This window comes from Citrobacter sp. S55_ASV_140, assembly GCF_018919505.1.
Taxonomy (GTDB): Bacteria; Pseudomonadota; Gammaproteobacteria; order Enterobacterales; family Enterobacteriaceae; genus Citrobacter; species Citrobacter werkmanii.
In genome coordinates this window covers 16,306-41,006 of sequence record NZ_JAHLQZ010000012.1, presented here as the reverse complement: position 1 = coordinate 41,006, position 24,701 = coordinate 16,306, and the positions used below count along the sequence as shown (strand labels likewise).

Here is a 24,701-nt window from a genome sequence, read left to right as displayed (position 1 = left end):
TCGCATGAACTAAGAAGTTAATGGCTAAAGAATGAATACACAACAACTGGCAAAACTGCGTTCCATCGTGCCCGAAATGCGTCGCGTTCGGCACATTCACTTTGTCGGCATCGGTGGTGCTGGTATGGGCGGTATTGCCGAAGTTTTGGCCAATGAAGGTTATCAGATCAGCGGTTCTGACTTAGCGCCAAATCCGGTGACGCAGCAGTTGACGAATCTCGGTGCCACGATTTTCTTCAACCATCGTCCGGAAAACGTACGCGATGCGAGCGTGGTAGTGGTCTCCAGCGCCATTTCTGCGGATAACCCAGAAATTGTTGCGGCGCATGAAGCGCGCATTCCGGTGATCCGTCGTGCTGAAATGCTGGCGGAGTTAATGCGTTTTCGTCACGGCATCGCCATTGCCGGGACGCATGGTAAAACCACGACCACGGCGATGGTCTCCAGTATTTACGCGGAAGCGGGGCTGGATCCGACCTTTGTTAACGGTGGTCTGGTGAAGGCCGCAGGCGTTCATGCACGTCTGGGTCATAGCCGTTATTTGATTGCCGAAGCGGACGAGAGCGATGCGTCGTTCCTGCATTTGCAGCCGATGGTGGCGATTGTCACCAATATCGAAGCCGACCATATGGATACCTACCATGGCGACTTCGAAAATTTAAAGCAGACGTTTATTAATTTCCTGCATAACTTGCCGTTTTATGGTCGTGCGGTGATGTGCGTTGACGATCCGGTGATCCGCGAACTGCTACCGCGAGTTGGCCGTCAAACCACAACCTATGGTTTCAGTGATGATGCCGATGTGCGCGTTGAAGATTACCAGCAGATCGGCCCGCAGGGACACTTCACCCTGGTGCGTCAGGGGATGGCCGAACTACGCGTAACGTTGAACGCGCCGGGCCGTCACAATGCGCTGAACGCCGCGGCTGCGGTGGCGGTCGCAACGGAAGAAGGTATTGAAGACGACGCGATCCTGCGCGCGCTGGAAAGTTTCCAGGGTACCGGACGCCGTTTTGACTTCCTCGGCGAATTCCCGCTGGAGCCGGTTAACGGTAAAGCCGGGACCGCGATGCTGGTTGATGATTACGGCCATCACCCAACGGAAGTGGATGCCACGATTAAAGCCGCGCGCGCGGGCTGGCCGGACAAAAATCTGGTGATGCTGTTCCAGCCGCATCGGTATACGCGTACGCGCGATTTGTACGATGACTTTGCCAACGTGCTGACTCAGGTTGATGCGCTGTTGATGCTGGATGTATACGCCGCGGGCGAAGCCGCCATTCCAGGCGCTGACAGCCGCTCGCTGTGCCGTACTATTCGTGGTCGCGGTAAGATCGATCCTATTCTGGTATCCGATCCGGCCCAGGTGGCAGAAATGTTGGCACCGGTATTAACCGGCAATGATCTGATTTTGGTGCAAGGCGCTGGAAATATCGGCAAAATTGCGCGTTCCTTAGCTGAAATCAAACTGAAGCCGCAAAATCCGGAGGAAGAACAACATGGCTGATAAAATCGCGGTCCTGTTAGGGGGCACCTCCGCAGAACGAGAAGTGTCGCTGAACTCTGGCGCGGCTGTGCTCGCCGGGTTGCGTGAAGGCGGCGTGGATGCCCATCCGGTTGACCCTAAAGAGGTTGATGTCACTCTTCTGAAATCAATGGGTTTTCAGAAGGTGTTTATTGCGCTGCACGGCCGTGGCGGTGAAGATGGCACGTTGCAGGGCATGCTGGAGCAAATTGGCCTGCCTTATACCGGCAGCGGCGTCATGGCTTCCGCGATTTCGATGGACAAACTGCGCAGCAAGCTGCTGTGGCAGGGCGCAGGTTTACCCGTCGCGCCATGGGTTGCGTTGACCCGCGCTGAGTTCGAAAAAGGTCTTAGCGATGAGATAGTTGCAAAAATTTCTGCGTTAGGTTTGCCGCTGATTGTGAAGCCAAGCCGTGAAGGTTCCAGCGTAGGGATGTCAAAAGTTGAAGAAGAAAATGCTTTGCAGGGTGCATTAGCATTGGCTTTTCAGCATGATGAAGAAGTACTGATTGAAAAATGGCTCAGTGGCCCGGAATTTACCGTTGCGATACTCGGCGAAGAAATTTTACCGTCAATACGTATCCAATCCGCGGGAACCTTCTATGATTATGAGGCGAAGTATCTCTCTGATGAGACACAATATTTCTGCCCTGCAGGTCTGGAAGTCGAGCAAGAGGCCCAATTACAGGATTTAGTCCTGAAAGCGTGGACCGCCTTAGGCTGTAAAGGTTGGGGGCGCATTGACGTCATGCTGGACAGCGATGGCCAGTTTTATCTGCTGGAAGCCAATACCTCTCCGGGTATGACCAGCCACAGCCTGGTGCCGATGGCGGCGCGTCAGGCGGGTCTGAGCTTCTCGCAGTTGGTGGTAAGAATTCTGGAGTTGGCGGACTGATATGTCGCAGGCTGCACTGAACACGCGAAACGGTGATGAAGAAGACGTAAATTCCTCACGCCGCAATAATGGAACGCGTCTTGCAGGAATACTGTTCCTGCTGACAGTGCTGTGCACCGTGTTTGTCAGCGGCTGGGTCGTGTTGGGATGGATGGAAGATGCGCAGCGTTTGCCGTTGTCAAAACTGGTGTTAACCGGCGAACGGCATTACACGCGCAATGATGATATCCGTCAGTCCATTCTGGCGCTGGGCGCGCCGGGAACCTTTATGACCCAGGATGTGAACATCATCCAGAGTCAGATTGAACGCCTCCCGTGGATTAAACAGGCGAGCGTCAGAAAGCAATGGCCTGATGAATTGAAGATTCATCTGGTTGAATATGTGCCAATTGCGCGTTGGAATGACCAGCACATGGTGGATGCTGAAGGCAATACGTTCAGCGTCCCATCCGGTCGGGCCAATAAGCAGGTATTACCCATGTTGTATGGACCGGAAGGCAGCGCAAGTGAAGTGCTGCAAGGGTTCCGCGATATGGGGCAGGTGCTGGCTAAGGATAGATTCACCCTGAAGGAAGCGGCGATGACCGCGCGTCGTTCCTGGCAGTTGACGCTAAATAACGATATTAAGCTCAATCTGGGCAGGGGCGATACGATAAAACGTTTGGCTCGCTTTGTGGAACTCTACCCGGTTTTACAGCAGCAGGCGCAAACCGATGGCAAACGGATTAGCTACGTTGATTTGCGTTATGACTCAGGAGCGGCAGTAGGCTGGGTTCCCTTGCCTCCTGAGGAATCTAATCAGCAACAGAATCAGGCACAGGCAGAACAACAATGATCAAGGCGACGGACAGAAAACTGGTAGTTGGACTGGAGATTGGCACCGCGAAGGTAGCCGCTTTAGTAGGGGAAGTTCTGCCCGACGGTATGGTCAATATCATTGGCGTGGGCAGTTGCCCATCGCGAGGTATGGATAAAGGCGGGGTGAATGACCTTGAGTCAGTGGTGAAATGCGTACAGCGCGCCATTGACCAGGCTGAGCTGATGGCAGATTGCCAGATATCCTCGGTGTATCTGGCGCTTTCCGGCAAACACATTAGCTGTCAGAATGAAATTGGTATGGTGCCCATTTCCGAAGAGGAAGTGACGCAGGAAGATGTGGAAAACGTCGTACATACGGCAAAATCCGTACGCGTGCGCGATGAACATCGTGTTCTGCACGTTATTCCGCAGGAATACGCCATTGACTACCAGGAAGGTATCAAAAATCCGGTAGGTCTTTCCGGCGTACGTATGCAGGCAAAAGTGCATCTTATTACCTGCCACAACGACATGGCGAAGAATATTGTCAAAGCTGTTGAACGTTGTGGTCTGAAAGTTGACCAACTGATTTTCGCCGGACTGGCAGCCAGTTATTCCGTGTTGACGGAAGATGAACGTGAACTGGGTGTCTGCGTGGTAGATATTGGTGGTGGTACAATGGATATCGCCGTTTATACTGGCGGGGCGTTGCGCCATACCAAAGTGATCCCTTATGCAGGGAATGTGGTGACCAGCGATATCGCGTATGCCTTTGGTACGCCGCCGAGCGATGCTGAAGCCATCAAAGTACGTCATGGCTGCGCGCTGGGCTCCATCGTCGGTAAAGACGAGAGCGTTGAGGTGCCAAGCGTGGGCGGTCGTCCGCCGCGTAGCCTGCAGCGTCAGACTTTGGCAGAGGTCATTGAGCCGCGTTATACCGAGCTGCTCAACCTAGTCAACGAAGAAATTTTGCAATTACAAGAACAGCTTCGCCAGCAGGGGGTGAAACATCATCTGGCGGCGGGGATTGTGTTAACGGGTGGCGCAGCGCAAATTGAAGGTCTTGCAGCCTGCGCACAGCGCGTGTTCCATACGCAAGTCCGTATTGGCGCACCGCTGAATATTACCGGTCTGACGGATTATGCCCAGGAGCCGTATTATTCAACGGCGGTGGGGCTGCTTCACTACGGGAAAGAGTCCCATTTGAGTGGTGAGGCTGAAGTTGAAAAACGCGTAACGGCGTCAGTTGGCTCGTGGATTAAACGACTCAATAGCTGGCTGAGAAAAGAGTTTTAATTTTTAAAGAGACCGACGCACATTAAAGGTCTCAGGCGACAGGCACAACGGAGAGAGAAACTATGTTTGAACCTATGGAACTAACCAATGACGCGGTGATTAAAGTCATCGGCGTCGGCGGCGGCGGCGGTAATGCCGTTGAACACATGGTGCGCGAGCGCATCGAAGGTGTTGAATTCTTTGCGGTGAATACCGACGCTCAGGCGTTGCGTAAAACGGCGGTTGGACAGACCATTCAGATTGGTAGCGGCATCACCAAAGGTCTGGGCGCGGGTGCAAACCCGGAAGTCGGTCGTAATGCGGCAGACGAAGATCGTGAAGCTCTGCGTGCAGCGCTTGACGGTGCAGACATGGTGTTTATCGCAGCAGGAATGGGCGGCGGTACCGGAACCGGTGCTGCGCCAGTGGTTGCTGAAGTGGCAAAAGATTTAGGTATCCTGACCGTTGCTGTCGTGACTAAGCCTTTCAACTTTGAAGGCAAGAAGCGTATGGCATTCGCGGAGCAGGGTATCACCGAACTGTCCAAACACGTGGACTCTCTGATCACTATCCCGAACGACAAACTGCTGAAAGTGCTGGGTCGTGGTATCTCCCTGCTTGACGCTTTCGGCGCGGCGAACGACGTACTGAAAGGCGCGGTGCAGGGTATCGCTGAACTGATCACTCGTCCGGGCCTGATGAACGTCGACTTTGCAGACGTGCGCACCGTGATGTCCGAAATGGGCTACGCGATGATGGGCTCCGGCGTGGCAAGCGGTGAAGACCGTGCGGAAGAAGCGGCTGAAATGGCTATCTCTTCCCCGCTGCTGGAAGATATCGATCTGTCTGGCGCGCGCGGCGTGCTGGTCAACATTACTGCGGGCTTCGACCTGCGTCTGGATGAATTCGAAACCGTCGGTAACACCATCCGTGCCTTTGCATCGGATAACGCGACCGTGGTTATCGGTACCTCTCTGGACCCGGATATGAACGACGAACTGCGCGTGACCGTTGTTGCGACTGGAATTGGTATGGACAAGCGTCCTGAAATCACTCTGGTAACCAACAAGCAGGTCCAGCAGCCGGTAATGGATCGTTACCAGCAGCACGGTATGGCGCCGTTGACGCAAGAGCAAAAACCGGTTGCGAAAGTGGTAAACGACAATACGCCGCAAACCACCAAAGAGCCGGATTATCTGGATATCCCTGCGTTCCTGCGTAAGCAAGCTGATTAAGAATTAGCTGGAATTTGGGAATTGTGGCTCTTTGTGCTAAACTGGCCCACCGAATGTATAGTACACTTCGGTTGGATAGGTAATTTGGCGAGATTATACGATGATCAAACAAAGGACTCTTAAACGTATCGTTCAGGCGACTGGCGTCGGTTTGCATACCGGCAAAAAAGTCACCCTGACATTACGCCCTGCGCCGGCCAACACCGGGGTCATCTATCGTCGCACCGACTTGAATCCTCCGGTAGATTTCCCGGCCGATGCCAAATCTGTGCGTGATACCATGCTCTGTACGTGTCTGGTCAACGAGCATGATGTACGGATTTCAACCGTTGAGCACCTTAACGCTGCTCTGGCGGGCTTAGGTATCGATAACATCGTTATTGAAGTTAACGCCCCGGAAATCCCGATTATGGATGGCAGTGCCGCTCCGTTCGTTTATCTGCTGCTTGATGCGGGTATTGAAGAACTGAGCAGCGCCAAAAAATTTGTTCGCATCAAAGAGACCGTTCGTGTCGAAGATGGCGATAAGTGGGCTGAGTTTAAGCCGTATAATGGTTTTACGTTGGATTTCACCATCGACTTTAACCATCCGGCAATCGACTCCAGCACGCAGCGCTACGCGATGAACTTCTCTGCGGATGCGTTCATGCGCCAGATCAGCCGCGCGCGTACTTTCGGCTTCATGCGTGATATCGAATATCTGCAGTCCCGCGGCCTGTGCCTGGGCGGCAGCTTCGATTGTGCCATCGTTGTTGACGATTATCGCGTATTGAACGAAGACGGCCTGCGTTTTGAAGACGAATTCGTTCGTCACAAAATGCTCGACGCGATTGGTGACTTGTTCATGTGTGGTCACAACATTATTGGTGCATTCACCGCGTATAAATCCGGTCATGCATTGAATAACAAATTGTTGCAGGCGGTCCTGGCGAAACAGGAAGCCTGGGAATATGTGACCTTCCAGGACGATGCAGAACTGCCGCTGGCGTTCAAAGCACCTTCGACCGTACTGGCATAACGACATACGCTGTCGCATAAATTCGACTGGTTAATCTGGCACTCTCTCCGGCCAGGTGAACCAGTCGTTTTTTTATTTTCCGATTGCAAACCACCTTCCCTGAAGCGACTTTCTCCCCACCGGCAGAGTAAAATAGCGTTCGATCGCTGCTTTCTTAAGCATATTTACCCGCGACTTGCGTCATTACTGCTGTGGTGCGAACGCATTAATGGTAATATTTGTGCGCAAAAAATGGTTTTGCATATGTAACCCCAAACGCAGGGTATATCAGGTGGCAATAACGTGAGTGGAATACTGACGCGCTGGCGACAGTTAGGCAGACGGTACTTCTGGCCGCATCTCCTGTTGGGGATGGTCGCGGCTAGTTTTGGCCTGCCCGCGCTCGGTAATGCTGCTGAACCTAATACCCCCGCGAAGGCGACCGCCAGCAATCACGATCAAGGCGCTAAAGTTAACTTTAACCAGCTTGCTTTGCTGGAAGCGACCAATCGCCGCCCGAATTTTACCGTCGACTACTGGCATCAGCATGCTATTCGTACGGTTATTCGCCATCTTTCTTTTGCTATGGCTCCTCAGGCGCTGCCCGTTGCCGAAGAGCCGTTGCCAATCCAGGCGCACCATCTTGCGTTATTGAATACGCTCAGCGCGATGCTGACGCAAGAAGGCAGACCGCCAGCGACCGTGAGTCGCGTGACATACTCTCATTTTACCTCTCAGGCCGCGTTTAGCGTTCCGGTCTGGATCAGCCAGCTGCAGGGTATCCGCGCTGGCCCTCAACGCCTCAGCTAAAAAAGAACCTTCCAACTTATAATTTTTGACTCCGCATCGCGGGGCGTTTGAGATTTTATTATGCTAATCAAATTATTAACAAAAGTATTCGGTAGCCGTAACGAACGTACGCTGCGTCGTATGCGTAAAGTGGTCAATGTCATCAACGCCATGGAACCGGAGATGGAAAAACTCTCCGATGATGAGCTGAAAGCAAAGACTGCGGAATTCCGCGCCCGTCTGGAAAAAGGCGCCAGCGTTGAGAGCCTGATCCCGGAAGCGTTCGCGGTGGTTCGCGAAGCGAGTAAGCGTGTGTTCGGCATGCGCCACTTCGACGTTCAGCTGCTGGGCGGTATGGTGCTTAACGATCGCTGCATCGCGGAAATGCGTACCGGTGAAGGTAAAACCCTGACCGCAACGCTGCCGGCGTACCTGAACGCGTTAAGCGGGAAAGGCGTACACGTGGTTACCGTGAACGACTACCTGGCCCAGCGTGACGCCGAAAATAACCGCCCGCTGTTTGAATTCCTCGGCATGACTGTCGGTATCAACATGTCTGGCCTGCCAGCGCCAGCTAAGCGTGAAGCTTATAATGCCGATATTACCTACGGCACCAACAACGAATACGGCTTTGACTACCTGCGTGACAACATGGCGTTTAGCCCGGAAGAGCGTGTTCAGCGTAAACTGCACTATGCGCTGGTCGATGAAGTCGACTCCATCTTGATCGATGAAGCGCGTACGCCGCTGATCATTTCCGGTCCGGCTGAAGACAGCTCGGAAATGTATAAAAAAGTGAACAAAATCATTCCGCACCTGATCCGTCAGGAGAAGGAAGATTCCGACACTTTCCAGGGTGAAGGCCACTTCTCCGTTGATGAGAAAGCGCGCCAGGTTAACCTGACCGAACGTGGTCTGGTGCTGATTGAAGAACTGCTGGTGAACGAAGGCATTATGGATGAGGGCGAGTCGCTGTACTCTCCGGGCAACATTATGCTGATGCACCACGTGACTGCCGCACTGCGCGCGCACGTGCTGTTTACCCGTGACGTCGACTACATCGTGAAAGATGGCGAAGTTATCATCGTCGACGAACACACTGGTCGTACGATGCAGGGGCGTCGCTGGTCCGATGGCCTGCACCAGGCTGTTGAAGCGAAAGAAGGCGTGGAGATCCAGAACGAAAACCAGACGCTGGCATCCATTACCTTCCAGAACTACTTCCGTTTGTACGAAAAACTGGCCGGTATGACCGGTACTGCAGACACTGAAGCGTTTGAATTCAGCTCCATCTACAAACTGGATACCGTGGTCGTTCCGACCAACCGTCCGATGATCCGTAAGGATTTACCGGATCTGGTGTACATGACCGAAGCGGAAAAAATTCAGGCGATTATTGAAGATATTAAAGAGCGTACCGCAAATGGCCAGCCGGTGCTGGTGGGTACTATCTCCATTGAAAAATCGGAAGTGGTCTCTAACGAGCTGACCAAAGCAGGCATTAAGCACAACGTGCTGAACGCCAAGTTCCACGCCAGCGAAGCGGATATCGTCGCCCAGGCGGGTTATCCGTCAGCCGTCACTATTGCGACAAACATGGCGGGTCGTGGTACCGATATCGTGCTGGGTGGTAGCTGGCAGGCGGAAGTTGCCGAGCTGCAAGACCCAACTCCGGAACAGATCGCCCAGATCAAAGCTGATTGGCAGGTTCGTCATGACGCGGTGTTAGCGGCCGGCGGTTTACATATTATCGGTACTGAGCGTCATGAATCTCGTCGTATCGATAACCAGCTGCGTGGTCGTTCCGGTCGTCAGGGTGATGCGGGTTCGTCTCGTTTCTATCTGTCGATGGAAGATGCGCTGATGCGTATTTTTGCCTCTGACCGCGTGTCCGGCATGATGCGTAAACTGGGTATGAAGCCGGGTGAAGCGATTGAACACCCATGGGTGACGAAAGCGATTGCAAACGCGCAGCGTAAAGTGGAAAGCCGCAACTTCGATATTCGTAAGCAACTGCTGGAATATGATGACGTTGCTAACGATCAGCGCCGCGCAATCTACACCCAGCGTAACGAACTGCTGGATGTCTCTGACGTTAGCGAAACCATTAACAGCATCCGCGAAGACGTCTTCAAAGCGACGATTGATGCCTATATTCCGCCGCAGTCTCTGGAAGAGATGTGGGATATTCCGGGTCTGCAGGAGCGCCTGAAAAACGACTTTGATCTGGATATGCCGATTTCAGAGTGGCTGGATAAAGAACCTGAGCTGCACGAAGAAACGCTGCGCGAACGTATTCTGGCAAATGCGGTAGAAGTTTATCAGCGTAAAGAAGAAGTTGTGGGCGCAGAGATGATGCGTCACTTCGAAAAAGGCGTGATGCTGCAAACGCTCGACTCGCTGTGGAAAGAGCACCTGGCGGCGATGGATTACCTGCGTCAGGGTATCCACCTGCGTGGTTACGCGCAAAAAGATCCGAAGCAGGAATACAAGCGTGAATCCTTCTCTATGTTTGCATCAATGCTGGAATCACTGAAGTATGAAGTGATCAGCACCCTGAGCAAAGTTCAGGTACGTATGCCTGAAGAAGTCGAAGCGATGGAGCAGCAGCGTCGTGAAGAAGCTGAGCGTTTAGCGCAGATGCAGCAGTTGAGCCATAAAGGCGACGATGCCGCCGCGGCAGAAGAGATGGCAGCACAAACCGGCGAGCGTAAAGTGGGTCGTAACGATCCGTGCCCTTGCGGTTCCGGCAAAAAATACAAACAGTGCCATGGCCGTCTGAGCTAAGAAAATAACTTATTGAAAAGGCGCAGACTTCTGCGCCTTTTTTATGGACGATGAAAATGAAAAAATTGCAGATCGCCGTCGGGATTATTCGTAACCAGCACAATGAAATTTTTATCACCCAGCGTGCGGCGGATGCCCATATGGCAAATAAGCTGGAATTCCCCGGCGGGAAAATTGAAGCGGGTGAAACGCCAGAGCAGGCGCTGATTCGCGAACTACAGGAAGAAGTTGGGATCACACCGACTCAGAATTCACTGTTCGAAAAGCTGGAGTATCAGTTTCCGGACCGGCACATTACGCTGTGGTTCTGGCTGGTGGAAAGCTGGGAAGGCGAACCGTGGGGAAAAGAGGGGCAACCGGCGCAGTGGATTGCGCAAGATGCTCTGAATGTGGAGGACTTCCCGCCCGCGAATGCCCCGGTAATTGAAAAGCTGATTGCGGGCTAAGGGTGTTCGTAGGCCTGATAAGCGCAGCGCCATCAGGCAAAACAACATACAACGCCGGATGCGGCGTTGCTTTATCCCGTTTTAGCAGAATTATTTCTGCTCTTCACTCCAGTCGTCGCTTTCCGACAGATCGCCAGAGCTGGGGATACGTTTCTCTTCTGCGGCCCACTCACCCAGATCGATTAACTGGCAGCGTTTGCTGCAGAATGGGCGAAACGGACTGACTTCAGCCCACACCACGGGTTTACCGCAGGTTGGGCAGTTGACGATGGTTTGTTCAGACATGTTGACTCCTTAACAGCACGCCAGATCAAAATCGAGACGCTCAGGCACCTGGCCATTCTCGCTATCCAGCGGCATAAAACGAATGGCAAAACGGCTCTTATGACCAGAAATTTGCGGATAAAGCTGCGAATCCAGCGGCAGCTGCAAGCGCAGCAAATCGGCATCTTCGCCGTTGTCCTGGTAAAAACCATTCAGGCTGGTTTGTTTACGAAACGGCGCCGAGTTACGAATTAAATCCAGCACCAGCGACAACGCCTGGTTGAGTGGATTCAGGCTGGCAAGCCAGGTTTCAACCTGCGCGTCGCGTTGCGGCTGTGGTAAATGTAACCAGATATGCAGGGTGGGGAGATCGAAACTGCAGCATCCGCCAGGAATGCTTAAACGCTGACGCACGAGGCCAATCAGGCGATCTTCACGCAGCGTTTGTCCAATGCGTGGGGCCGAAATCAGAATGCTGCCCGCGCTTTTTAACTGTTGGCGCAATGCGTCGATTCTGCTTTGATCGACGCCGGGAACTTCAACCCAGGCCTGGAGTTTACGCTGTTGTCGTTCAAGTTCTTTCAGGAGTTCGGTGCGAACTTCACCGCGTTCAAAGACATCCAGTAAATCGCCGATATTACGGAAAAAATGCAGTGCGCCTGCATGGTCTGCAATAGGTAAATTAACGGAGAGCTGTTGGATCAAAAACTCTATGCGCAGCCATGTACGCATCTTCTCATTGAGAGGGTGTTCAAAAAGGACCTGGGTGTGCATTACGGTTTTTCCTGTGAGACAAACTGCAACGCGCATTGCAAATAGAGCGCGTGCAGGCGGGCGACATCCGAGGCGATGGCTTCCGGTGCGCCATTATTATCAATAACATCGTCTGCCACGGCCAGACGCGCTTCACGCGTAGCCTGGGCAGCAAGAATTTTTTCAACATGCTCGCGCGTCACATCATCACGCTGCATGGTTCGTCTGAGCTGGGTCTCGGGGGTGACATCCACCACCAGCACGCGGTTGGCTTTTTTATACAGCGAATTCTCTACCAGCAACGGGACAACCCATAACAGATAGGGCGAGGTCGCTTGATCAAACTGACGCTGTGTTTCCTGCTGAATAAGCGGATGGAGCAGCGCATTTAGCCAGCTTTTTTCCTCAGGATTGGAAAAAATACGTTCGCGTAAAATGCGTCGCTGTAGCGACCCGTCCGCGGCTATCACGTCGGAACCAAAATGTTCTTCAATCGCCATGAGGGCAGGCGTACCTGGTTCAACCACTTGACGCGCAATGATATCTGCATCAATCACGTTTATTCCGAGGTCAGCGAACGCATTTGCAACGGTGCTTTTACCACTGCCAATGCCGCCGGTTAAGGCTACTGTATACCTCATAGATGCAGATCCTGGAGTTTAAGTTTGATTATCAAACAGTTAAAAGTTAAGCACGCGAAGGCGAGGCTGCTGCAGGATTAACCTACTATTCGCCAGGTAAATTTATGGGATTGTAGCGTAAAAAAAGAGAATTTCGCAGTCTTGCGCGGCATTGATTAGTGCGTATGATAGCGTCACTGGAGTTGTGAGTTTCGATTTTTCGCCATTAACCCCAGGAATCCGCACATGCGTATCGAAGAAGATCTGAAGTTAGGTTTCAAAGACGTTCTTATCCGCCCTAAGCGTTCTACTCTCAAAAGCCGTTCCGATGTTGAGCTGGAACGTCAATTTACCTTTAAGCATTCAGGTCAGACCTGGTCCGGCGTACCAATTATCGCTGCGAACATGGACACTGTCGGGACGTTTGCCATGGCAAAGGCGCTGGCATCCTTCGACATCCTGACCGCTGTGCACAAACACTATTCTGTTGAAGACTGGTCTGCCTTTATCGCGGATAGCTCTGCCGATATCCTCCAGCATGTGATGGTTTCCACCGGCACGTCTGACGCAGATTTCGAAAAAACCAAACAGATTCTGGCGCTCAACCCGGCGCTGAACTTTATCTGCATTGATGTGGCAAATGGCTACTCTGAGCATTTTGTTCAGTTTGTGTCAAAAGCGCGTGAAGCATGGCCGACGAAAACGATCTGTGCGGGTAATGTGGTTACCGGCGAAATGTGTGAAGAGCTGATACTTTCCGGTGCGGACATTGTCAAAGTCGGTATTGGGCCTGGTTCTGTATGCACTACGCGTGTAAAAACCGGCGTTGGCTATCCGCAGCTCTCTGCAGTGATTGAATGTGCCGACGCAGCGCACGGTCTGGGCGGTATGATTGTCAGCGACGGTGGCTGCACAATGCCGGGCGACGTGGCAAAAGCATTCGGCGGCGGCGCGGACTTCGTTATGCTCGGCGGCATGCTGGCCGGTCATGAAGAAAGTGGCGGCAAAATTGTTGAAGAGAACGGTGAGAAATTCATGCTGTTCTACGGTATGAGCTCTGAATCTGCCATGACGCGTCACGTAGGTGGTGTTGCACAGTACCGCGCTGCAGAAGGTAAAACCGTTAAGCTGCCGCTGCGTGGTCCGGTTGATAATACCGCTCGCGATATCCTCGGTGGCCTGCGTTCAGCTTGTACTTATGTAGGCGCCTCCCGTCTGAAAGAGCTAACCAAACGTACAACGTTTATTCGTGTACAGGAACAAGAAAACCGCGTTTTCAATAGCCTGTAACATGATGAAGCTGGCGTGTGGTAATGCGCCAGCTTTATCCCACGCCGCTCATTGCATCTCCCAAATGGAAAATCGGTAAATACATCGCGACAACCAGCGTACCGATGATCAAACCCGTAATGACCAGTAACGCGGGCTCAAGTAGCGCAGCCAGATTTTCCGCCTGAGACAGCGTTTTCTCCCCGTGATGGTGGGCGAGATTACGCAGCATTGCATCCAGCGAGCCGGATGCTTCCCCCGTTCTTACCAGCTGTATACATAATGGACTGAATTCGCCGCAATTTTTCAGCGCCAACCAGACAGGTTTCCCGGCGCTGATATCGTGATGAACCTGCGCTAAACGTTGAGACCAGAAAGGGCTGGCAAGCGTTTCACTAACGCTCTCAAGACCCTGTAAAAAGGGAATGCCAGCGTTTTGTGTTAACGCCAGAACGGTAAAGATCTGCGTGAGTTTTTGCCCTCTGACCATTGCTCCTGTCACCGGGAGCCCAAGCAACCATTTCTGACTCAGAATGCGCCAATACGGTTTCTGTTTGATCACGTGATATGTCATAACCGAGAGCATCGTGAATGCTACCGCCAGCCACGACCATTGGCTGCTGTAGTGGGCGATGGCAATCATCCCCCGAGTGAGCGCTGGTAGTGGGGTGTTAAACGTTTGGTAGATGGCGGCAAACTCAGGGAGCACAAACTGCAGCATCGCAAATACCACTATTACCGCCATCGTGATGATGATAATCGGATAGCGCAGGGCTTTTTTAACTTTATCAGCGAGTTGCTGCTGGTTTTTTTGCTGTCTGGCGAGTTCAAAACAGCAATCATCCAGCTTACCTGTAAGCTCTCCGGTACGGATCATCGCCTGATAAAGTGGCGGAAAAATGTGTTGCCATGTTGCGAGTGAGGTGGAGAGGGAAACGCCCTGCTCCATATCGTGAGCCAGCGTGCGCAGGAGCGCCTGCCACTGGCTGCTGGGATGCTGTTCAGCCAGCAGGGTTAGCGCTGCCGAGAGTGTTAGCCCTGCTTTCAGTAAGGTTGCCAACTGATGTATGGTTTCGGCGCTTCTTTCACTGCTCCAGTGAGAGTTTTTGACACGGATACGTTTAATACGTAACGGCGTGATATGCCGCTGCTCCAGCGCTTGTATCAGCGAGAGTCGGGTATCAGCCCATAATACTCCTTCCGACGGCTCACCTTCGTTGTTAATGCCTTGCCAGCGCCAAAGCTGTTTAGCTGACATGCGGCATGCCCAGTACGCGAATAAGTTCTTCATATGTCGTTAAGCCTTGTTCGACAGCCTGACAGCCATTCTCGAAAAGCGTACGCCCAGATAGCTGAGCATCTGACTCGACCCCGTCTGCGGATGTGCCACTGGCGATGCTCTGGCGTAATGCAGGTGTCACCGGGAGCACTTCAAACAATGCGGTACGACCATAAAAGCCGTGATAACAATGTTCGCAACCAGGCGCATGCCAACGTGGCAGTGGCATGCGCCAGATTGCTTGGGGGAGCGTAATGGATGTCTCCAGGCGTTGTCGGCAATGGGGGCATAGCTTTCTGACCAGGCGCTGGGCAATGACGAGCGTCAGCGCGGAGGCGATCATCCAGCGCGCAACCCCCATTTGCTGCAGGCGTACCAGCGTTTCATTGGTGGAATTAGTATGCAGTGTTGACAGAACCAGATGACCGGTTTGTGCCGCCTTAAGCGCTATTTCAGCCGTTTCGCCATCGCGGATTTCGCCGACCATAATGATGTCGGGATCCTGGCGCAGCAGAGCGCGCAATACGCCCTGAAAAGTAAGACCTGCGCGTGGGTGAATTTGTGTCTGGTTAAGGCCTGCGATGGGGATCTCTACCGGATCCTCTACGCTACAAAGATTCACCTCTGATGTATTTCGGGTTTGTAGCGCGCTGTACAGGGTGACCGTTTTACCACTCCCGGTAGGCCCGGTAACCAGAATCAGCCCTTGAGGCTGCTGCAACGCTTGCGAAAATGCTGCCAGCTGCGCGTCCTGCATGCCCAGCGCGGTGATATCCAGTGTCTGATCGACCTGATGAAGTAGCCGTAGTACAACCTTTTCACCCCAGCGACAGGGCAGGGTGGAGATACGAAACGAGATGGGTTGTCCTGAAATCTCAATGGTAAATTGTCCGTCTTGTGGCAGCCGGTGCTCGGCAATATCCAGGCTGCCTAATACTTTTAATCTTGCGGTGATAGCGATGCCCATCTCAGTTGTGACTTCTGGCAAAGCATGTAATACGCCATCCACGCGTAATCTGATCTGATAGCGATGTTCCGCTGGTTCAAAGTGAATATCAGAAGCCCGTTGCGCCAGGGCGGATTGAAACGTCTGATTCAGCAACCCAGCTGCGGTGGCGCTGCTTTCAGACACTACGACCGGTAACATTTTCTGTGGCGTATGCGTGTGGCCTTCCATTTGCTGGCGAGTCCAGCAAACAATGTCGATACGTCGGGTGGTGGCAAAATGCAGGGCGTCCAGCAGCTCATGGGACGGTGCATCCACCACGGCGATGTGCACTACTTCATTGTCTGCATCGAGTAATATTCCCTGATAACGTTGGCATAGCGCCGTGAGTTGCGTGGTATTCATCTCTTTTCCTTAGTACGTGTCGAAGCGGAAAACGTCTTCGCAAGCCTGTTGTAGTGCGCTGTCATTTGGAATGGCGCAGTTACGGTTCCAGCCGGTAATACCGTTGGCATTGTCCCAACCCGGCGTCATCGTGATGCTTAGCCCATTCAGGCTTTCCTGGCCTGTGAGGCTGACAACGCCTTTTTCAACCCTCATGCCTGAGACATAACGGGTGGTTGTGGGGGAGGGAATGCCATTGGTCCCGGCATCGCAAGTCTCTGTTCCACCATGCTCCAGCGCACAGAGCTCGACCGCGGTGCGATAGGGGACAAAGGTTTGCAGCATGTCTGTCAGGGCGGCTTTGCGCAGATAGTTTTGATAAGCCGGAATGCCGATGGCGCTAAGAATGGCAATGATGCCAATGACCACCATCAGTTCGATAAGCGTGAAGCCTCGTTGTTTATCCATTGTTGATTCGCTCCTGAGTTAGCTGGCGCTACTTTGGCAAATCGAACGGATCTTAGGCGAGAGACAAAAAACAGAACGGGAAAGCGGGTTCAGAGGATTTTTACGAAATTACAGGATCGGACAACGTATTTGCGAAGGGGCTAGAAGAAACTGCCTGATGACGGCGTAAATGCCTTATCCGGCTGGGGGGAGGCCCGATAAGCGAAGCGCCATCGGGCCTTGCAATTAGCAATTAACGAAAACGCATGGAGAGATCGAGCGCGCGGACGTGCTTGGTCAGTGCGCCAACGGAGATAAAGTCCACACCGGTTTCGGCAAATTCGCGCAGCGTTTCATGGGTGACGTTACCCGAGACTTCCAGACGCGCCTGGCCGTTGGTGCGTTTTACCGCTTCGCGCATTTGCTCAGTTTCGAAGTTATCGAGCATGATGATGTCCGCCCCGGCTTTCAGTGCGTCGTCCAGTTCTTCCAGGCTTTCAACTTCAACTTCAACGGGCACATCCGGATGCAACCAGAAGGCTTTTTCAACGGCCTTACGTACCGAACCAGAAGCAATAATGTGGTTTTCTTTAATCAGGAAGGCGTCAGAAAGCCCCAGGCGATGATTCGCACCGCCGCCGCATAACACGGCATATTTCAGGGCGGTACGCAGTCCTGGCAGCGTTTTACGTGTATCCAGTAGTTGGGTTTTTGTCCCCGCCAGCAGATCGACGTATTTACGCACCTCGCTCGCCACGCCCGAAAGCGTCTGTACAAAATTAAGCGCGGTACGTTCGCCGGTCAGCAGTACGCGGGAAGGGCCGTCCAGCTCAAACAGCGGTTGATTAGCCTTAATGCTGTCGCCATCTTCGACATGCCAGGTGATGTTGACATCATCGCCAGCCAATTGAATAAAGACCTCTTCCACCCAACGTTTCCCGCAAAAAACGCCATTTTCTCGGGTAATCACGGTGGCGTGGGAACGCATATCTTCGGGTAAAAGCTGTGCGGTGATATCGTTATTGGCATCAACTTCTCCGCCTAAATCTTCGCGCAGTGCCTGAGCTACAGCGGCAGGGATATCCAGATTTATGCGTTCCAACAGCGCGTCACGTCGGTAGTCAGGGTTATAGCGGCGAGGCGGCATGATAAAACTCCAAATTGCTAACGAATCATAAGGTAGAAACATGCTACCCTGAACCTGGTATGAGCACCACCAATAAGGAGATTCTGCATGTTGTTAGACGAGGGCTGGCTGGCAGAGGCGCGACGCGTTCCCTCTCCTCATTACGATTGCCGCCCGGATGACGAAACCCCTTCTCTACTGGTGGTGCATAATATCAGTCTGCCGCCCGGCGAGTTTGGCGGCCCGTGGATAGACGCGTTATTTACCGGCACGATTGATCCCAAGGCCCATCCTTTTTTTGCTGAGATCGCCCATTTGCGCGTCTCAGCGCATTGTTTGATCCGCCGTGATGGTGAGATTGTGCAGTACGTCCCTTTTGATAAACGCGCCTGGCATGCGGGCGTGTCAAATTATCAGGGGCGTGAGCGCTGTAATGATTTTTCAATTGGTATTGAGCTGGAAGGAACGGATACGCTGGCCTATACCGATGCACAGTATAAGCAACTGGCCGCCGTGACGAATGCACTGATTACGCGTTATCCGGCCATTGCCAACAATATGACTGGACACTGTAATATTGCCCCCGAACGTAAGACCGATCCCGGGCCGTCTTTTGACTGGGCAAAATTTCGCGCCCTGGTCACCCCCTCGTCGCACAAGGAGATGACATGACGTTGTTTACAACATTACTGGTGTTGATTGTTGAACGCCTGTTTAAGCTGGGTGAGCACTGGCAGCTTGATCATCGGGTGGAAGCTTTTTTCCGCAGAATTAAGCACTTCTCGATGATGCGTACGGTGGGCATGACCCTGATTGCAATGGGGCTGACATTCCTGCTGCTGCGCGCGGTTCATGGGCTGCTGTTTAACGTTCCGTTGCTGGTGGCATGGATCTTAATTGGCTTGCTGTGCATCGGCGCAGGCAAGGCGCGTCTCCACTATCATGCCTATTTGCAGGCGGCCGCTCGCGATGACACACATGCTCGTGAGGCGATGGCCAGCGAGCTGACGCTTATACATGGGGTTCCGCCGGATTGCGATGAGCGCGAGTTCTTGCGCGAGCTGCAGAACGCGTTGTTATGGAACAACTTCCGCTTTTATCTGGCGCCGTTATTCTGGTTGATTGTTGGTGGTCCTTGGGGACCGGTGACGCTGGTTGGTTATGCCTTTTTACGCGCCTGGCAGTCCTGGCTGGCGCGCTATCAGACGCCGCATCAGCGTCTGCAATCGGGTATTGATGCGATCCTGCATGTGCTGGACTGGATCCCGGTTCGTTTGGCTGGCGTAGTCTATGCGTTGCTGGGACACGGCGAGAAAGCGTTGCCGGCCTGGTTTGCCTCACTGGCGGATCTGCATACTTCGCAATATCAGGTGTTAACGCGTCTGGCGCAGTTCTCTCTGGCGCGTGAACCGCATACTGATAAAGTCGAAACGCCAAAAGCGGCTGTTTCAATGGCGAAGAAGACCTCTTTTGTGGTGGTGGTGATTATCGCGTTGCTCACCATTTATGGCACATTAGTGTAGCGTTGTGCCGGATGGCGCTAATGCTTATCCGGCCTGGAATGGAAAACGTGTAGGCCCGGTAAGCATTAGCGCCACCGGGCAGTGCAACGGCTTAGATCGTATCAGCAGGCGGGATGCCAAAATCGGGCATCCCGTTTTCGTCCCAGCGCACCAGTTTCAGACGCGTATGGCGGTTTGGATCGTACAACGGATCGCCTTCAATCTCGGTGTAATTTCTCGCGTGGTACACCAGTACATCTTCACCATCCGGCGTTTGCGTAAAACTGTTGTGTCCCGGTCCATACTGGCGATTTTCATAGCTGGTGGTAAAGACCGGGCGCGGTGATTTATGCCAGTTCTGCGGGGTGAGCGGATCGTCGTTGAGGCCAATCCACAGTAACCCCATACAGTAATTATCATCGGTGGCGCTGGCCGAATAGCTGATAAACAGCTTGTCGCCATGCAACATGACTGCCGGACCCTCGTTGACCCAGAAACCTCGGCATTCCCAGTCATACTCAGGATGGCTGAGCATGACTGGCTCGCCTTTAATCGTCCATGGGTTTTCCAGCTCTGCGAGATAAATATTGGAATTTCCGGCGATATCTGGCGATTTCTGTGCCCACAAATACCACTGTTTCCCCTGATGATTAAAGGTGGTGGCGTCCAGGGCGAAGGTATCAAACTGCGTTTTAATCTGGCCTTTCTCTGTCCACTTGCCGGTCAGCGGATCGGCGTCTGCGCACTCCAAGGCAAACATGCGGTGCTGGAACATCCCCAGCTTATCAAGCGCCTGAGTATGGGTAGCGGCAAAATAGATGTACCACTTGCCCGCCAGATGATGAAGTTCCGGCGCCCAGATGAGTTGGCTCATAGGACCACTTTCCGGCTTACGCCAGACGACAACGGGAGTGGCGGAGCGCAATCCCTCCAGAGAGTCGGCCCGACGAATCTCCAGTCGGTCATATTCTGGCACTGACGCAATGAAATAGTAGTGGCTACCGTCGCGTAAGATAAACGGATCGGCGCGTTGTTCGATAAAGGGATTTGGCCACTGTTTCATTAGGCTTTCCTTACGGGTTCAGTCGTTTTTATATCGTGGTATTCATTGAGTTCACGGTAGTTGGTACGGCGTTTTTCCAGATCGGTCTGGATTTGCTGCATAAACTCGCGGTCAACTTTTAGCAGGCGAACCACGCCTGCGGTAATCAGATAACCTACACCAGGTATGATGGTGAACAGCAGCATAATACCGTTAATGGCGGAGTCGCTTTGCGCTTTCGCCCCTGCGTCGTAGCCGTACCAGGAGAGCAGGAAGCCTACCATCGCCCCGGCAATTGCCAGGCCCAGCTTGAGGAAAAACAGGTTACCGGAGAAACTGATCCCGGTGATGCGCTTACCGGTTTTCCACTCGCCGTAGTCATCGACATCCGCCATCAACGACCAGTGCAGCGGGGAAGGGATCTGATGCAGGATGTTGAGCAGGAAGTAGAGCACCATAATCATCATGGTGGCTTTCGGGTCGAAGAAATAAAATGCAGCGGAGAAAATCGCCAGGATGATGTTGGTCCAGAAGAACACCTTCAGTTTGCACCAGCGATCGGTTAATACCTTCGCCAGCATGCTGCCGATCATCATGCCGACGACGCCGAGGCTGATAAACAACGTGGCGAACTGCGTGCTTTGTTGCATAACCCACGTAACGTAGTACATGGTGGCGGCCATGCGAATAAAGCCCGGGCAGACGTTGCACAGGGTTAACAGCAGGATTTTTACCCACTGGTCGTTCTTCCACACGTCTTTCAGGTCGGCTTTTAAATCGTCGTTAGTCTGCACGGCGGGGCGAACGCGTTCACGGACTGATGCAAAGCAAAACAGGAACATACACATGCCGATGAAGGCGAGTACCGCCATCGCCATCTGATACCCTTTAGCTTTGTCTTCCCCGCCAAACCAGTCGGCCATCGGCAGCAGGGTAAGGGAGAGCAGCAGGGTTGCGATTCCTACCAATACAAAGCGATATGACTGGCAGGCGACGCGTTCCTTGGGATCGTTGGTGATAACGCTGCCGAGCGAGCAGTAGGGAATGTTGATCGCCGTATAGGTAATGGAGAGCAGGAAGTAGGTGACGAAGGCATAGATAACCTTGCTGTTATACGTCCACTCAGGGGTGGTAAACATAAGCACGCTGAATAATGCGTAAGGGAAAGCCATCCACAAAAGCCATGGACGAAATCGACCATATTTACTGCGTGTGCGGTCGGCCATCGCGCCCATTATAGGGTCGGTAACGGCATCGATAACGCGTACTGAGAGCAGTAATACGCCGACCAGGGCAGGCGCAAGACCAAAAATATCGGTGTAAAAATAGTTAACAAACAACATGATGGCGCCAAAGATGATGTTGCATCCGGCGTCGCCCATTCCATAGCCGATCTTTTCTTTCACCGTGAGCTTACTGGTTTCCATCAACTGCACTCCATTAATGAGATATGGAGAGAATTATTGTCTGGTACCGGTGTTTTTACGTTGCAGGATAACGCCGCTGATATGGACGAAACAGTCGTGAGTGGGAAAGTGTGAGGCAGGTAACAACCCCCACCTGGTCCAGGTGGGGGAGGGAGGTTTAATGCGCTTTAACCGCGCGGGCCGTTTTCTGCTTGCACAGATAGCCGATGCCAAGAATACCAATCCATACCGGGATTAAGTACACCGAGATCGCCATGCCCGGCGTCATCAGCATAATCACCAGCACTGCGGCCATGAACAGCAGGCATACCCAATTACCCAGCGGGTAGAACAGCGCCGGGAAGCGAGTGGTTACGCCCTGCTGCTGTTTGGCTTTGCGGAACTTCATGTGCGCCAGGCTGATCATCGCCCAGTTGATCACCAGGGCGGAAACCACCAATGCCATCAGCAGGCCAAAGGCGGATTCCGGCGCCAGATAGTTGATCAGCACGCACAGAGCCGTTACCAGCGCAGAGACCAGAATAGTGTTCACCGGTACGCCGCGTTTGTCGACGTTCATCAGCGCTTTCGGCGCATTACCCTGCTGCGCCAGACCGAACAGCATACGACTGTTGCAGTATACGCAGCTGTTATAGACAGAAAGGGCGGCGGTCAACACCACGATGTTCAGCGCATTGGCAACAAAGGTGTCGCCCAGCTCGTGGAAAATAAGGACAAACGGGCTGGTATCAGCGGTGACGCGCGTCCACGGCATCAGGGAAAGCAGAACCGCCAGCGAACCGACATAGAAAATCAGGATACGGTAGATAACCTGGTTAGTCGCTTTGGGAATGCTTTGCTCCGGGTTATCGGCTTCTGCCGCGGTGATGCCGACCAGTTCCAGCCCACCAAAGGAGAACATGATAATCGCCATCATCATCACCAGACCGGTGAAGCCGTGCGGCAGGAATCCCCCCTGGCTCCACAAGTTGCTGACGGTGGCCTGTGGGCCGCCGTTGCCGCTAAACAGCAGCCAGCCGCCGAACAGGATCATGGCGACTACGGCGATGACTTTAATAATGGCAAACCAGAACTCCATCTCGCCAAACACCTTCACGTTGGTCAGGTTGATGGCGTTGATCAGCACGAAGAAGGCCGCCGCAGAAACCCAGGTTGGGATCTCCGGATACCAGAACTGAATGTATTTACCTACGGCAGTTAGCTCTGCCATGGCAACCAAAACGTACAGTACCCAATAGTTCCAGCCGGAAGAGAAACCCGCGAAACCGCCCCAGTATTTATAGGCAAAGTGGCTAAAGGAGCCTGCAACCGGCTCTTCAACGACCATTTCACCGAGCTGGCGCATGATCAAAAAGGCGATAAAGCCGGCAATAGCGTAACCCAGGATAATCCCCGGTCCTGCAGACTGGATAACGGATGCGCTACCGAGGAATAACCCGGTACCAATCGCGCCACCCAGCGCGATTAGCTGTATATGGCGGTTTTTAAGGCCGCGCTTGAGCTGATCGCCATGCGGTTGACTTTCCATCATTAAACCTCGTGTGTGGTTTTACTCTTCATAATTTCGAGTACTTATTTTTTGAACTACGCAGCAATGCGTGTGTAAGTTTGCAATTCCGTTTGTTGTATTAATTTGTTTACAGATGCCAATAAGGAAATGTTGCCTAAATACTTTTGTCTTTAACAGAATAATGTTATGCGGGCGCGAATGCACCTGCTTTATGCGAGGGTGTTGACGAGTTGAATAAAAAGAAACCATTTGTAAATGCGAGTTTAACTACCACAAAATTTCCATTATGAATTTTTATTCATAAATTTTGCTTATTAACTCGATAATTAAGTGGGTGAATCGGTTCAGATAATATATTTTTTCGTTTAAATTAGGTTAAAACTACCCCGTGGTGGGTAAATTTAACATTTGTGCATAGTTACATGTTTGAAACGTTATTTCTGTAATGTTGTTAAAATATGCCTCCTTTACTGATTTCAATCAAAACCTGTATGGACAGAAGGTGAATACTTTGTTACTTTAGCGTCAAGAACATGAAATTGGTAAGACCAATTGACTCCGGGCAAATGGCTTAAGACAGGAAATCATGGCCTACAGCAAAATCCGCCAACCAAAACTCTCCGATGTGATTGAGCAGCAGCTGGAGTTTTTAATTCTTGAGGGGACACTTCGCCCCGGAGAAAAACTCCCACCGGAACGCGAGCTGGCAAAACAGTTCGACGTCTCCCGCCCCTCCTTACGCGAGGCGATCCAACGCCTTGAAGCGAAGGGGTTACTGCTTCGTCGTCAGGGCGGCGGCACTTTTGTACAGAGCAGCCTGTGGCAAAGCTTTAGCGACCCACTGGTAGAGCTGCTCTCTGACCATCCTGAATCCCAGTTTGACCTGCTTGAGACGCGCCATGCGTTGGAAGGTATTGCAGCCTATTACGCTGCATTACGTAGCACGGATGAAGACAAAACGCGTATCCGTGAACTCCACCATGCGATCGAGCTTGCGCAACAGTCCGGCGATCTGGACGGCGAATCCGATGCCGTACTCCAGTATCAAATTGCTGTCACCGAAGCCGCACACAATGTGGTGCTGCTCCATCTGCTAAGGTGTATGGAGCCGATGCTGGCCCAGAATGTTCGGCAAAACTTCGAATTGCTGTATGCGCGTCGCGAGATGCTGCCGCTGGTAAGCAGTCATCGTACCCGTATCTTCGAAGCAATCATCGCCGGGAAACCTGAAGAGGCGCGTGAAGCGTCTCACCGTCACCTGGCGTTTATCGAAGAGATTTTACTGGACAGAAGCCGTGAGGAAAGCCGTCGAGAACGCGCCTTACGCCGTCTGGAGCAACGAAAGAATTAGTGATTTTTCTGGCAGAACGTTAACCAGAAGATGT

General features: G+C 52.7%; 23 protein-coding genes. 13 read left to right on the top strand and 10 right to left on the bottom strand.

The genetic code is table 11. From position 1 onward, the window contains the following. The first annotated feature begins 31 nt into the window (after nucleotides 1-31). From murC to mutT, 9 genes are all read left to right on the top strand, one after another. The gene (gene murC, locus KQJ18_RS03955) at nucleotides 32-1,507 is read left to right on the top strand and encodes a UDP-N-acetylmuramate--L-alanine ligase (protein WP_085048311.1); all 1,476 of its coding nucleotides are present in this window, start codon (nucleotides 32-34) and stop codon (nucleotides 1,505-1,507) included. Then, nucleotides 1,500-2,420: a D-alanine--D-alanine ligase gene (locus KQJ18_RS03950; RefSeq protein ID WP_216421454.1), complete on the top strand. Its 921-nt coding sequence runs from the start codon at nucleotides 1,500-1,502 to the stop codon at nucleotides 2,418-2,420. Before murC ends, KQJ18_RS03950 begins: the two co-directional genes overlap by 8 nt. A gap of 1 nt (nucleotide 2,421) precedes the next feature. Then, nucleotides 2,422-3,255, top strand: coding sequence for a cell division protein FtsQ (gene ftsQ, locus KQJ18_RS03945; RefSeq protein ID WP_038637223.1), 834 nt, complete (start codon nucleotides 2,422-2,424; stop codon nucleotides 3,253-3,255). Then, entirely contained in the window at nucleotides 3,252-4,514 is a 1,263-nt protein-coding gene (gene ftsA / locus KQJ18_RS03940) for a cell division protein FtsA (RefSeq protein WP_003018755.1), read from the top strand. The genes ftsQ and ftsA overlap by 4 nt, the downstream gene beginning before the upstream one ends. A 62-nt stretch (nucleotides 4,515-4,576) precedes the next feature. Continuing rightward, nucleotides 4,577-5,728 (top strand): cell division protein FtsZ, encoded by a 1,152-nt coding sequence (gene ftsZ, locus KQJ18_RS03935; RefSeq protein ID WP_003018753.1) that lies wholly within the window; start codon nucleotides 4,577-4,579, stop codon nucleotides 5,726-5,728. A 100-nt stretch (nucleotides 5,729-5,828) separates the two neighbouring features. Continuing rightward, a complete protein-coding gene (lpxC, locus tag KQJ18_RS03930; RefSeq protein WP_006686706.1) occupies nucleotides 5,829-6,746 on the top strand; it encodes a UDP-3-O-acyl-N-acetylglucosamine deacetylase in 918 nt (305 codons plus the stop codon). Nucleotides 6,747-7,028: 282 nt separating this feature from the next. Continuing rightward, complete coding sequence (gene secM / locus KQJ18_RS03925; RefSeq protein ID WP_038637228.1) at nucleotides 7,029-7,535, top strand: secA translation cis-regulator SecM; 507 nt, start codon at nucleotides 7,029-7,031, stop codon at nucleotides 7,533-7,535. A gap of 60 nt (nucleotides 7,536-7,595) precedes the next feature. Further along, the gene (secA, locus tag KQJ18_RS03920) at nucleotides 7,596-10,301 is read left to right on the top strand and encodes a preprotein translocase subunit SecA (protein WP_038637231.1); all 2,706 of its coding nucleotides are present in this window, start codon (nucleotides 7,596-7,598) and stop codon (nucleotides 10,299-10,301) included. Nucleotides 10,302-10,357: 56 nt separating this feature from the next. Continuing rightward, the gene (mutT, locus tag KQJ18_RS03915) at nucleotides 10,358-10,747 is read left to right on the top strand and encodes an 8-oxo-dGTP diphosphatase MutT (protein ID WP_038642991.1); all 390 of its coding nucleotides are present in this window, start codon (nucleotides 10,358-10,360) and stop codon (nucleotides 10,745-10,747) included. Between the two features lie 90 nt (nucleotides 10,748-10,837). On the opposite strand, the gene yacG is transcribed toward mutT, so the two are convergent. The 3 genes from yacG to coaE are packed head-to-tail and all read right to left on the bottom strand — an operon-like array spanning nucleotide 10,838 to nucleotide 12,405. Continuing rightward, on the bottom strand, nucleotides 10,838-11,032 hold the full coding sequence (gene yacG / locus KQJ18_RS03910) for a DNA gyrase inhibitor YacG (protein ID WP_003018740.1): 195 nt from the start codon (nucleotides 11,030-11,032) through the stop codon (nucleotides 10,838-10,840). 9 nt (nucleotides 11,033-11,041) lie between these two features. Next, on the bottom strand, nucleotides 11,042-11,785 hold the full coding sequence (gene zapD, locus KQJ18_RS03905; protein WP_038637234.1) for a cell division protein ZapD: 744 nt from the start codon (nucleotides 11,783-11,785) through the stop codon (nucleotides 11,042-11,044). Continuing rightward, nucleotides 11,785-12,405 (bottom strand): dephospho-CoA kinase, encoded by a 621-nt coding sequence (gene coaE, locus KQJ18_RS03900; RefSeq protein WP_038637237.1) that lies wholly within the window; start codon nucleotides 12,403-12,405, stop codon nucleotides 11,785-11,787. The genes zapD and coaE overlap by 1 nt, the downstream gene beginning before the upstream one ends. Nucleotides 12,406-12,630: 225 nt before the next feature. On the opposite strand from coaE, the gene KQJ18_RS03895 reads away from it, so the two are divergent. Next, on the top strand, nucleotides 12,631-13,674 hold the full coding sequence (locus KQJ18_RS03895) for a GMP reductase (protein WP_085048308.1): 1,044 nt from the start codon (nucleotides 12,631-12,633) through the stop codon (nucleotides 13,672-13,674). A 34-nt stretch (nucleotides 13,675-13,708) separates the two neighbouring features. Here the strand turns inward: KQJ18_RS03895 and hofC are convergent, their stop codons facing one another. From hofC to nadC, 4 genes are all read right to left on the bottom strand, one after another. Continuing rightward, nucleotides 13,709-14,911 (bottom strand): protein transport protein HofC, encoded by a 1,203-nt coding sequence (gene hofC / locus KQJ18_RS03890; protein WP_216421452.1) that lies wholly within the window; start codon nucleotides 14,909-14,911, stop codon nucleotides 13,709-13,711. Beyond that, complete coding sequence (gene gspE / locus KQJ18_RS03885) at nucleotides 14,901-16,283, bottom strand: type II secretion system protein GspE (protein ID WP_216421450.1); 1,383 nt, start codon at nucleotides 16,281-16,283, stop codon at nucleotides 14,901-14,903. Before gspE ends, hofC begins: the two co-directional genes overlap by 11 nt. Nucleotides 16,284-16,292: 9 nt before the next feature. Next, nucleotides 16,293-16,730: a prepilin peptidase-dependent pilin gene (gene ppdD, locus KQJ18_RS03880; RefSeq protein ID WP_038637249.1), complete on the bottom strand. Its 438-nt coding sequence runs from the start codon at nucleotides 16,728-16,730 to the stop codon at nucleotides 16,293-16,295. Nucleotides 16,731-16,962: 232 nt separating this feature from the next. Next, the gene (nadC, locus tag KQJ18_RS03875; RefSeq protein WP_085048304.1) at nucleotides 16,963-17,856 is read right to left on the bottom strand and encodes a carboxylating nicotinate-nucleotide diphosphorylase; all 894 of its coding nucleotides are present in this window, start codon (nucleotides 17,854-17,856) and stop codon (nucleotides 16,963-16,965) included. A gap of 87 nt (nucleotides 17,857-17,943) precedes the next feature. Here nadC and ampD point away from each other — a divergent pair, with 87 nt between their 5' ends. Further along, nucleotides 17,944-18,507 (top strand): 1,6-anhydro-N-acetylmuramyl-L-alanine amidase AmpD, encoded by a 564-nt coding sequence (ampD, locus tag KQJ18_RS03870; protein ID WP_038637254.1) that lies wholly within the window; start codon nucleotides 17,944-17,946, stop codon nucleotides 18,505-18,507. After that, a complete protein-coding gene (ampE, locus tag KQJ18_RS03865; protein ID WP_087857666.1) occupies nucleotides 18,504-19,358 on the top strand; it encodes a beta-lactamase regulator AmpE in 855 nt (284 codons plus the stop codon). Before ampD ends, ampE begins: the two co-directional genes overlap by 4 nt. 91 nt (nucleotides 19,359-19,449) lie before the next feature. Here ampE and KQJ18_RS03860 read toward each other — a convergent pair whose 3' ends face one another. The 3 genes from KQJ18_RS03860 to aroP form a co-directional block, all read right to left on the bottom strand. Continuing rightward, nucleotides 19,450-20,400, bottom strand: a complete 951-nt coding sequence (locus tag KQJ18_RS03860; protein ID WP_216421449.1) for a family 43 glycosylhydrolase — start codon at nucleotides 20,398-20,400, stop codon at nucleotides 19,450-19,452. Continuing rightward, complete coding sequence (locus KQJ18_RS03855) at nucleotides 20,400-21,806, bottom strand: MFS transporter (protein ID WP_042312300.1); 1,407 nt, start codon at nucleotides 21,804-21,806, stop codon at nucleotides 20,400-20,402. The genes KQJ18_RS03860 and KQJ18_RS03855 overlap by 1 nt, the downstream gene beginning before the upstream one ends. 157 nt (nucleotides 21,807-21,963) lie before the next feature. Next, the gene (gene aroP, locus KQJ18_RS03850) at nucleotides 21,964-23,337 is read right to left on the bottom strand and encodes an aromatic amino acid transporter AroP (protein WP_087857667.1); all 1,374 of its coding nucleotides are present in this window, start codon (nucleotides 23,335-23,337) and stop codon (nucleotides 21,964-21,966) included. Nucleotides 23,338-23,902: 565 nt separating this feature from the next. Here aroP and pdhR point away from each other — a divergent pair. Next, nucleotides 23,903-24,667, top strand: coding sequence for a pyruvate dehydrogenase complex transcriptional repressor PdhR (pdhR, locus tag KQJ18_RS03845; protein WP_003018699.1), 765 nt, complete (start codon nucleotides 23,903-23,905; stop codon nucleotides 24,665-24,667). The last annotated feature ends 34 nt before the right edge of the window (nucleotides 24,668-24,701 follow it).

Coding starts and splice junctions, on each gene's coding strand:
- mutT (WP_038642991.1), top strand. CDS start 10,358: ATGAAAAAATTGCAGATCGCCGTCGGGATTATTCGTAACCAGCACAAT.
- lpxC (WP_006686706.1), top strand. CDS start 5,829: ATGATCAAACAAAGGACTCTTAAACGTATCGTTCAGGCGACTGGCGTC.
- ampE (WP_087857666.1), top strand. CDS start 18,504: ATGACGTTGTTTACAACATTACTGGTGTTGATTGTTGAACGCCTGTTT.
- yacG (WP_003018740.1), bottom strand. CDS start 11,032: ATGTCTGAACAAACCATCGTCAACTGCCCAACCTGCGGTAAACCCGTG.
- nadC (WP_085048304.1), bottom strand. CDS start 17,856: ATGCCGCCTCGCCGCTATAACCCTGACTACCGACGTGACGCGCTGTTG.
- secA (WP_038637231.1), top strand. CDS start 7,596: ATGCTAATCAAATTATTAACAAAAGTATTCGGTAGCCGTAACGAACGT.
- ftsA (WP_003018755.1), top strand. CDS start 3,252: ATGATCAAGGCGACGGACAGAAAACTGGTAGTTGGACTGGAGATTGGC.
- aroP (WP_087857667.1), bottom strand. CDS start 23,337: ATGATGGAAAGTCAACCGCATGGCGATCAGCTCAAGCGCGGCCTTAAA.
- KQJ18_RS03950 (WP_216421454.1), top strand. CDS start 1,500: ATGGCTGATAAAATCGCGGTCCTGTTAGGGGGCACCTCCGCAGAACGA.
- ftsZ (WP_003018753.1), top strand. CDS start 4,577: ATGTTTGAACCTATGGAACTAACCAATGACGCGGTGATTAAAGTCATC.
- gspE (WP_216421450.1), bottom strand. CDS start 16,283: ATGAATACCACGCAACTCACGGCGCTATGCCAACGTTATCAGGGAATA.
- coaE (WP_038637237.1), bottom strand. CDS start 12,405: ATGAGGTATACAGTAGCCTTAACCGGCGGCATTGGCAGTGGTAAAAGC.
- zapD (WP_038637234.1), bottom strand. CDS start 11,785: ATGCACACCCAGGTCCTTTTTGAACACCCTCTCAATGAGAAGATGCGT.
- ampD (WP_038637254.1), top strand. CDS start 17,944: ATGTTGTTAGACGAGGGCTGGCTGGCAGAGGCGCGACGCGTTCCCTCT.
- ppdD (WP_038637249.1), bottom strand. CDS start 16,730: ATGGATAAACAACGAGGCTTCACGCTTATCGAACTGATGGTGGTCATT.
- pdhR (WP_003018699.1), top strand. CDS start 23,903: ATGGCCTACAGCAAAATCCGCCAACCAAAACTCTCCGATGTGATTGAG.
- murC (WP_085048311.1), top strand. CDS start 32: ATGAATACACAACAACTGGCAAAACTGCGTTCCATCGTGCCCGAAATG.
- KQJ18_RS03860 (WP_216421449.1), bottom strand. CDS start 20,400: ATGAAACAGTGGCCAAATCCCTTTATCGAACAACGCGCCGATCCGTTT.
- KQJ18_RS03855 (WP_042312300.1), bottom strand. CDS start 21,806: ATGGAAACCAGTAAGCTCACGGTGAAAGAAAAGATCGGCTATGGAATG.
- KQJ18_RS03895 (WP_085048308.1), top strand. CDS start 12,631: ATGCGTATCGAAGAAGATCTGAAGTTAGGTTTCAAAGACGTTCTTATC.
- ftsQ (WP_038637223.1), top strand. CDS start 2,422: ATGTCGCAGGCTGCACTGAACACGCGAAACGGTGATGAAGAAGACGTA.
- hofC (WP_216421452.1), bottom strand. CDS start 14,911: ATGTCAGCTAAACAGCTTTGGCGCTGGCAAGGCATTAACAACGAAGGT.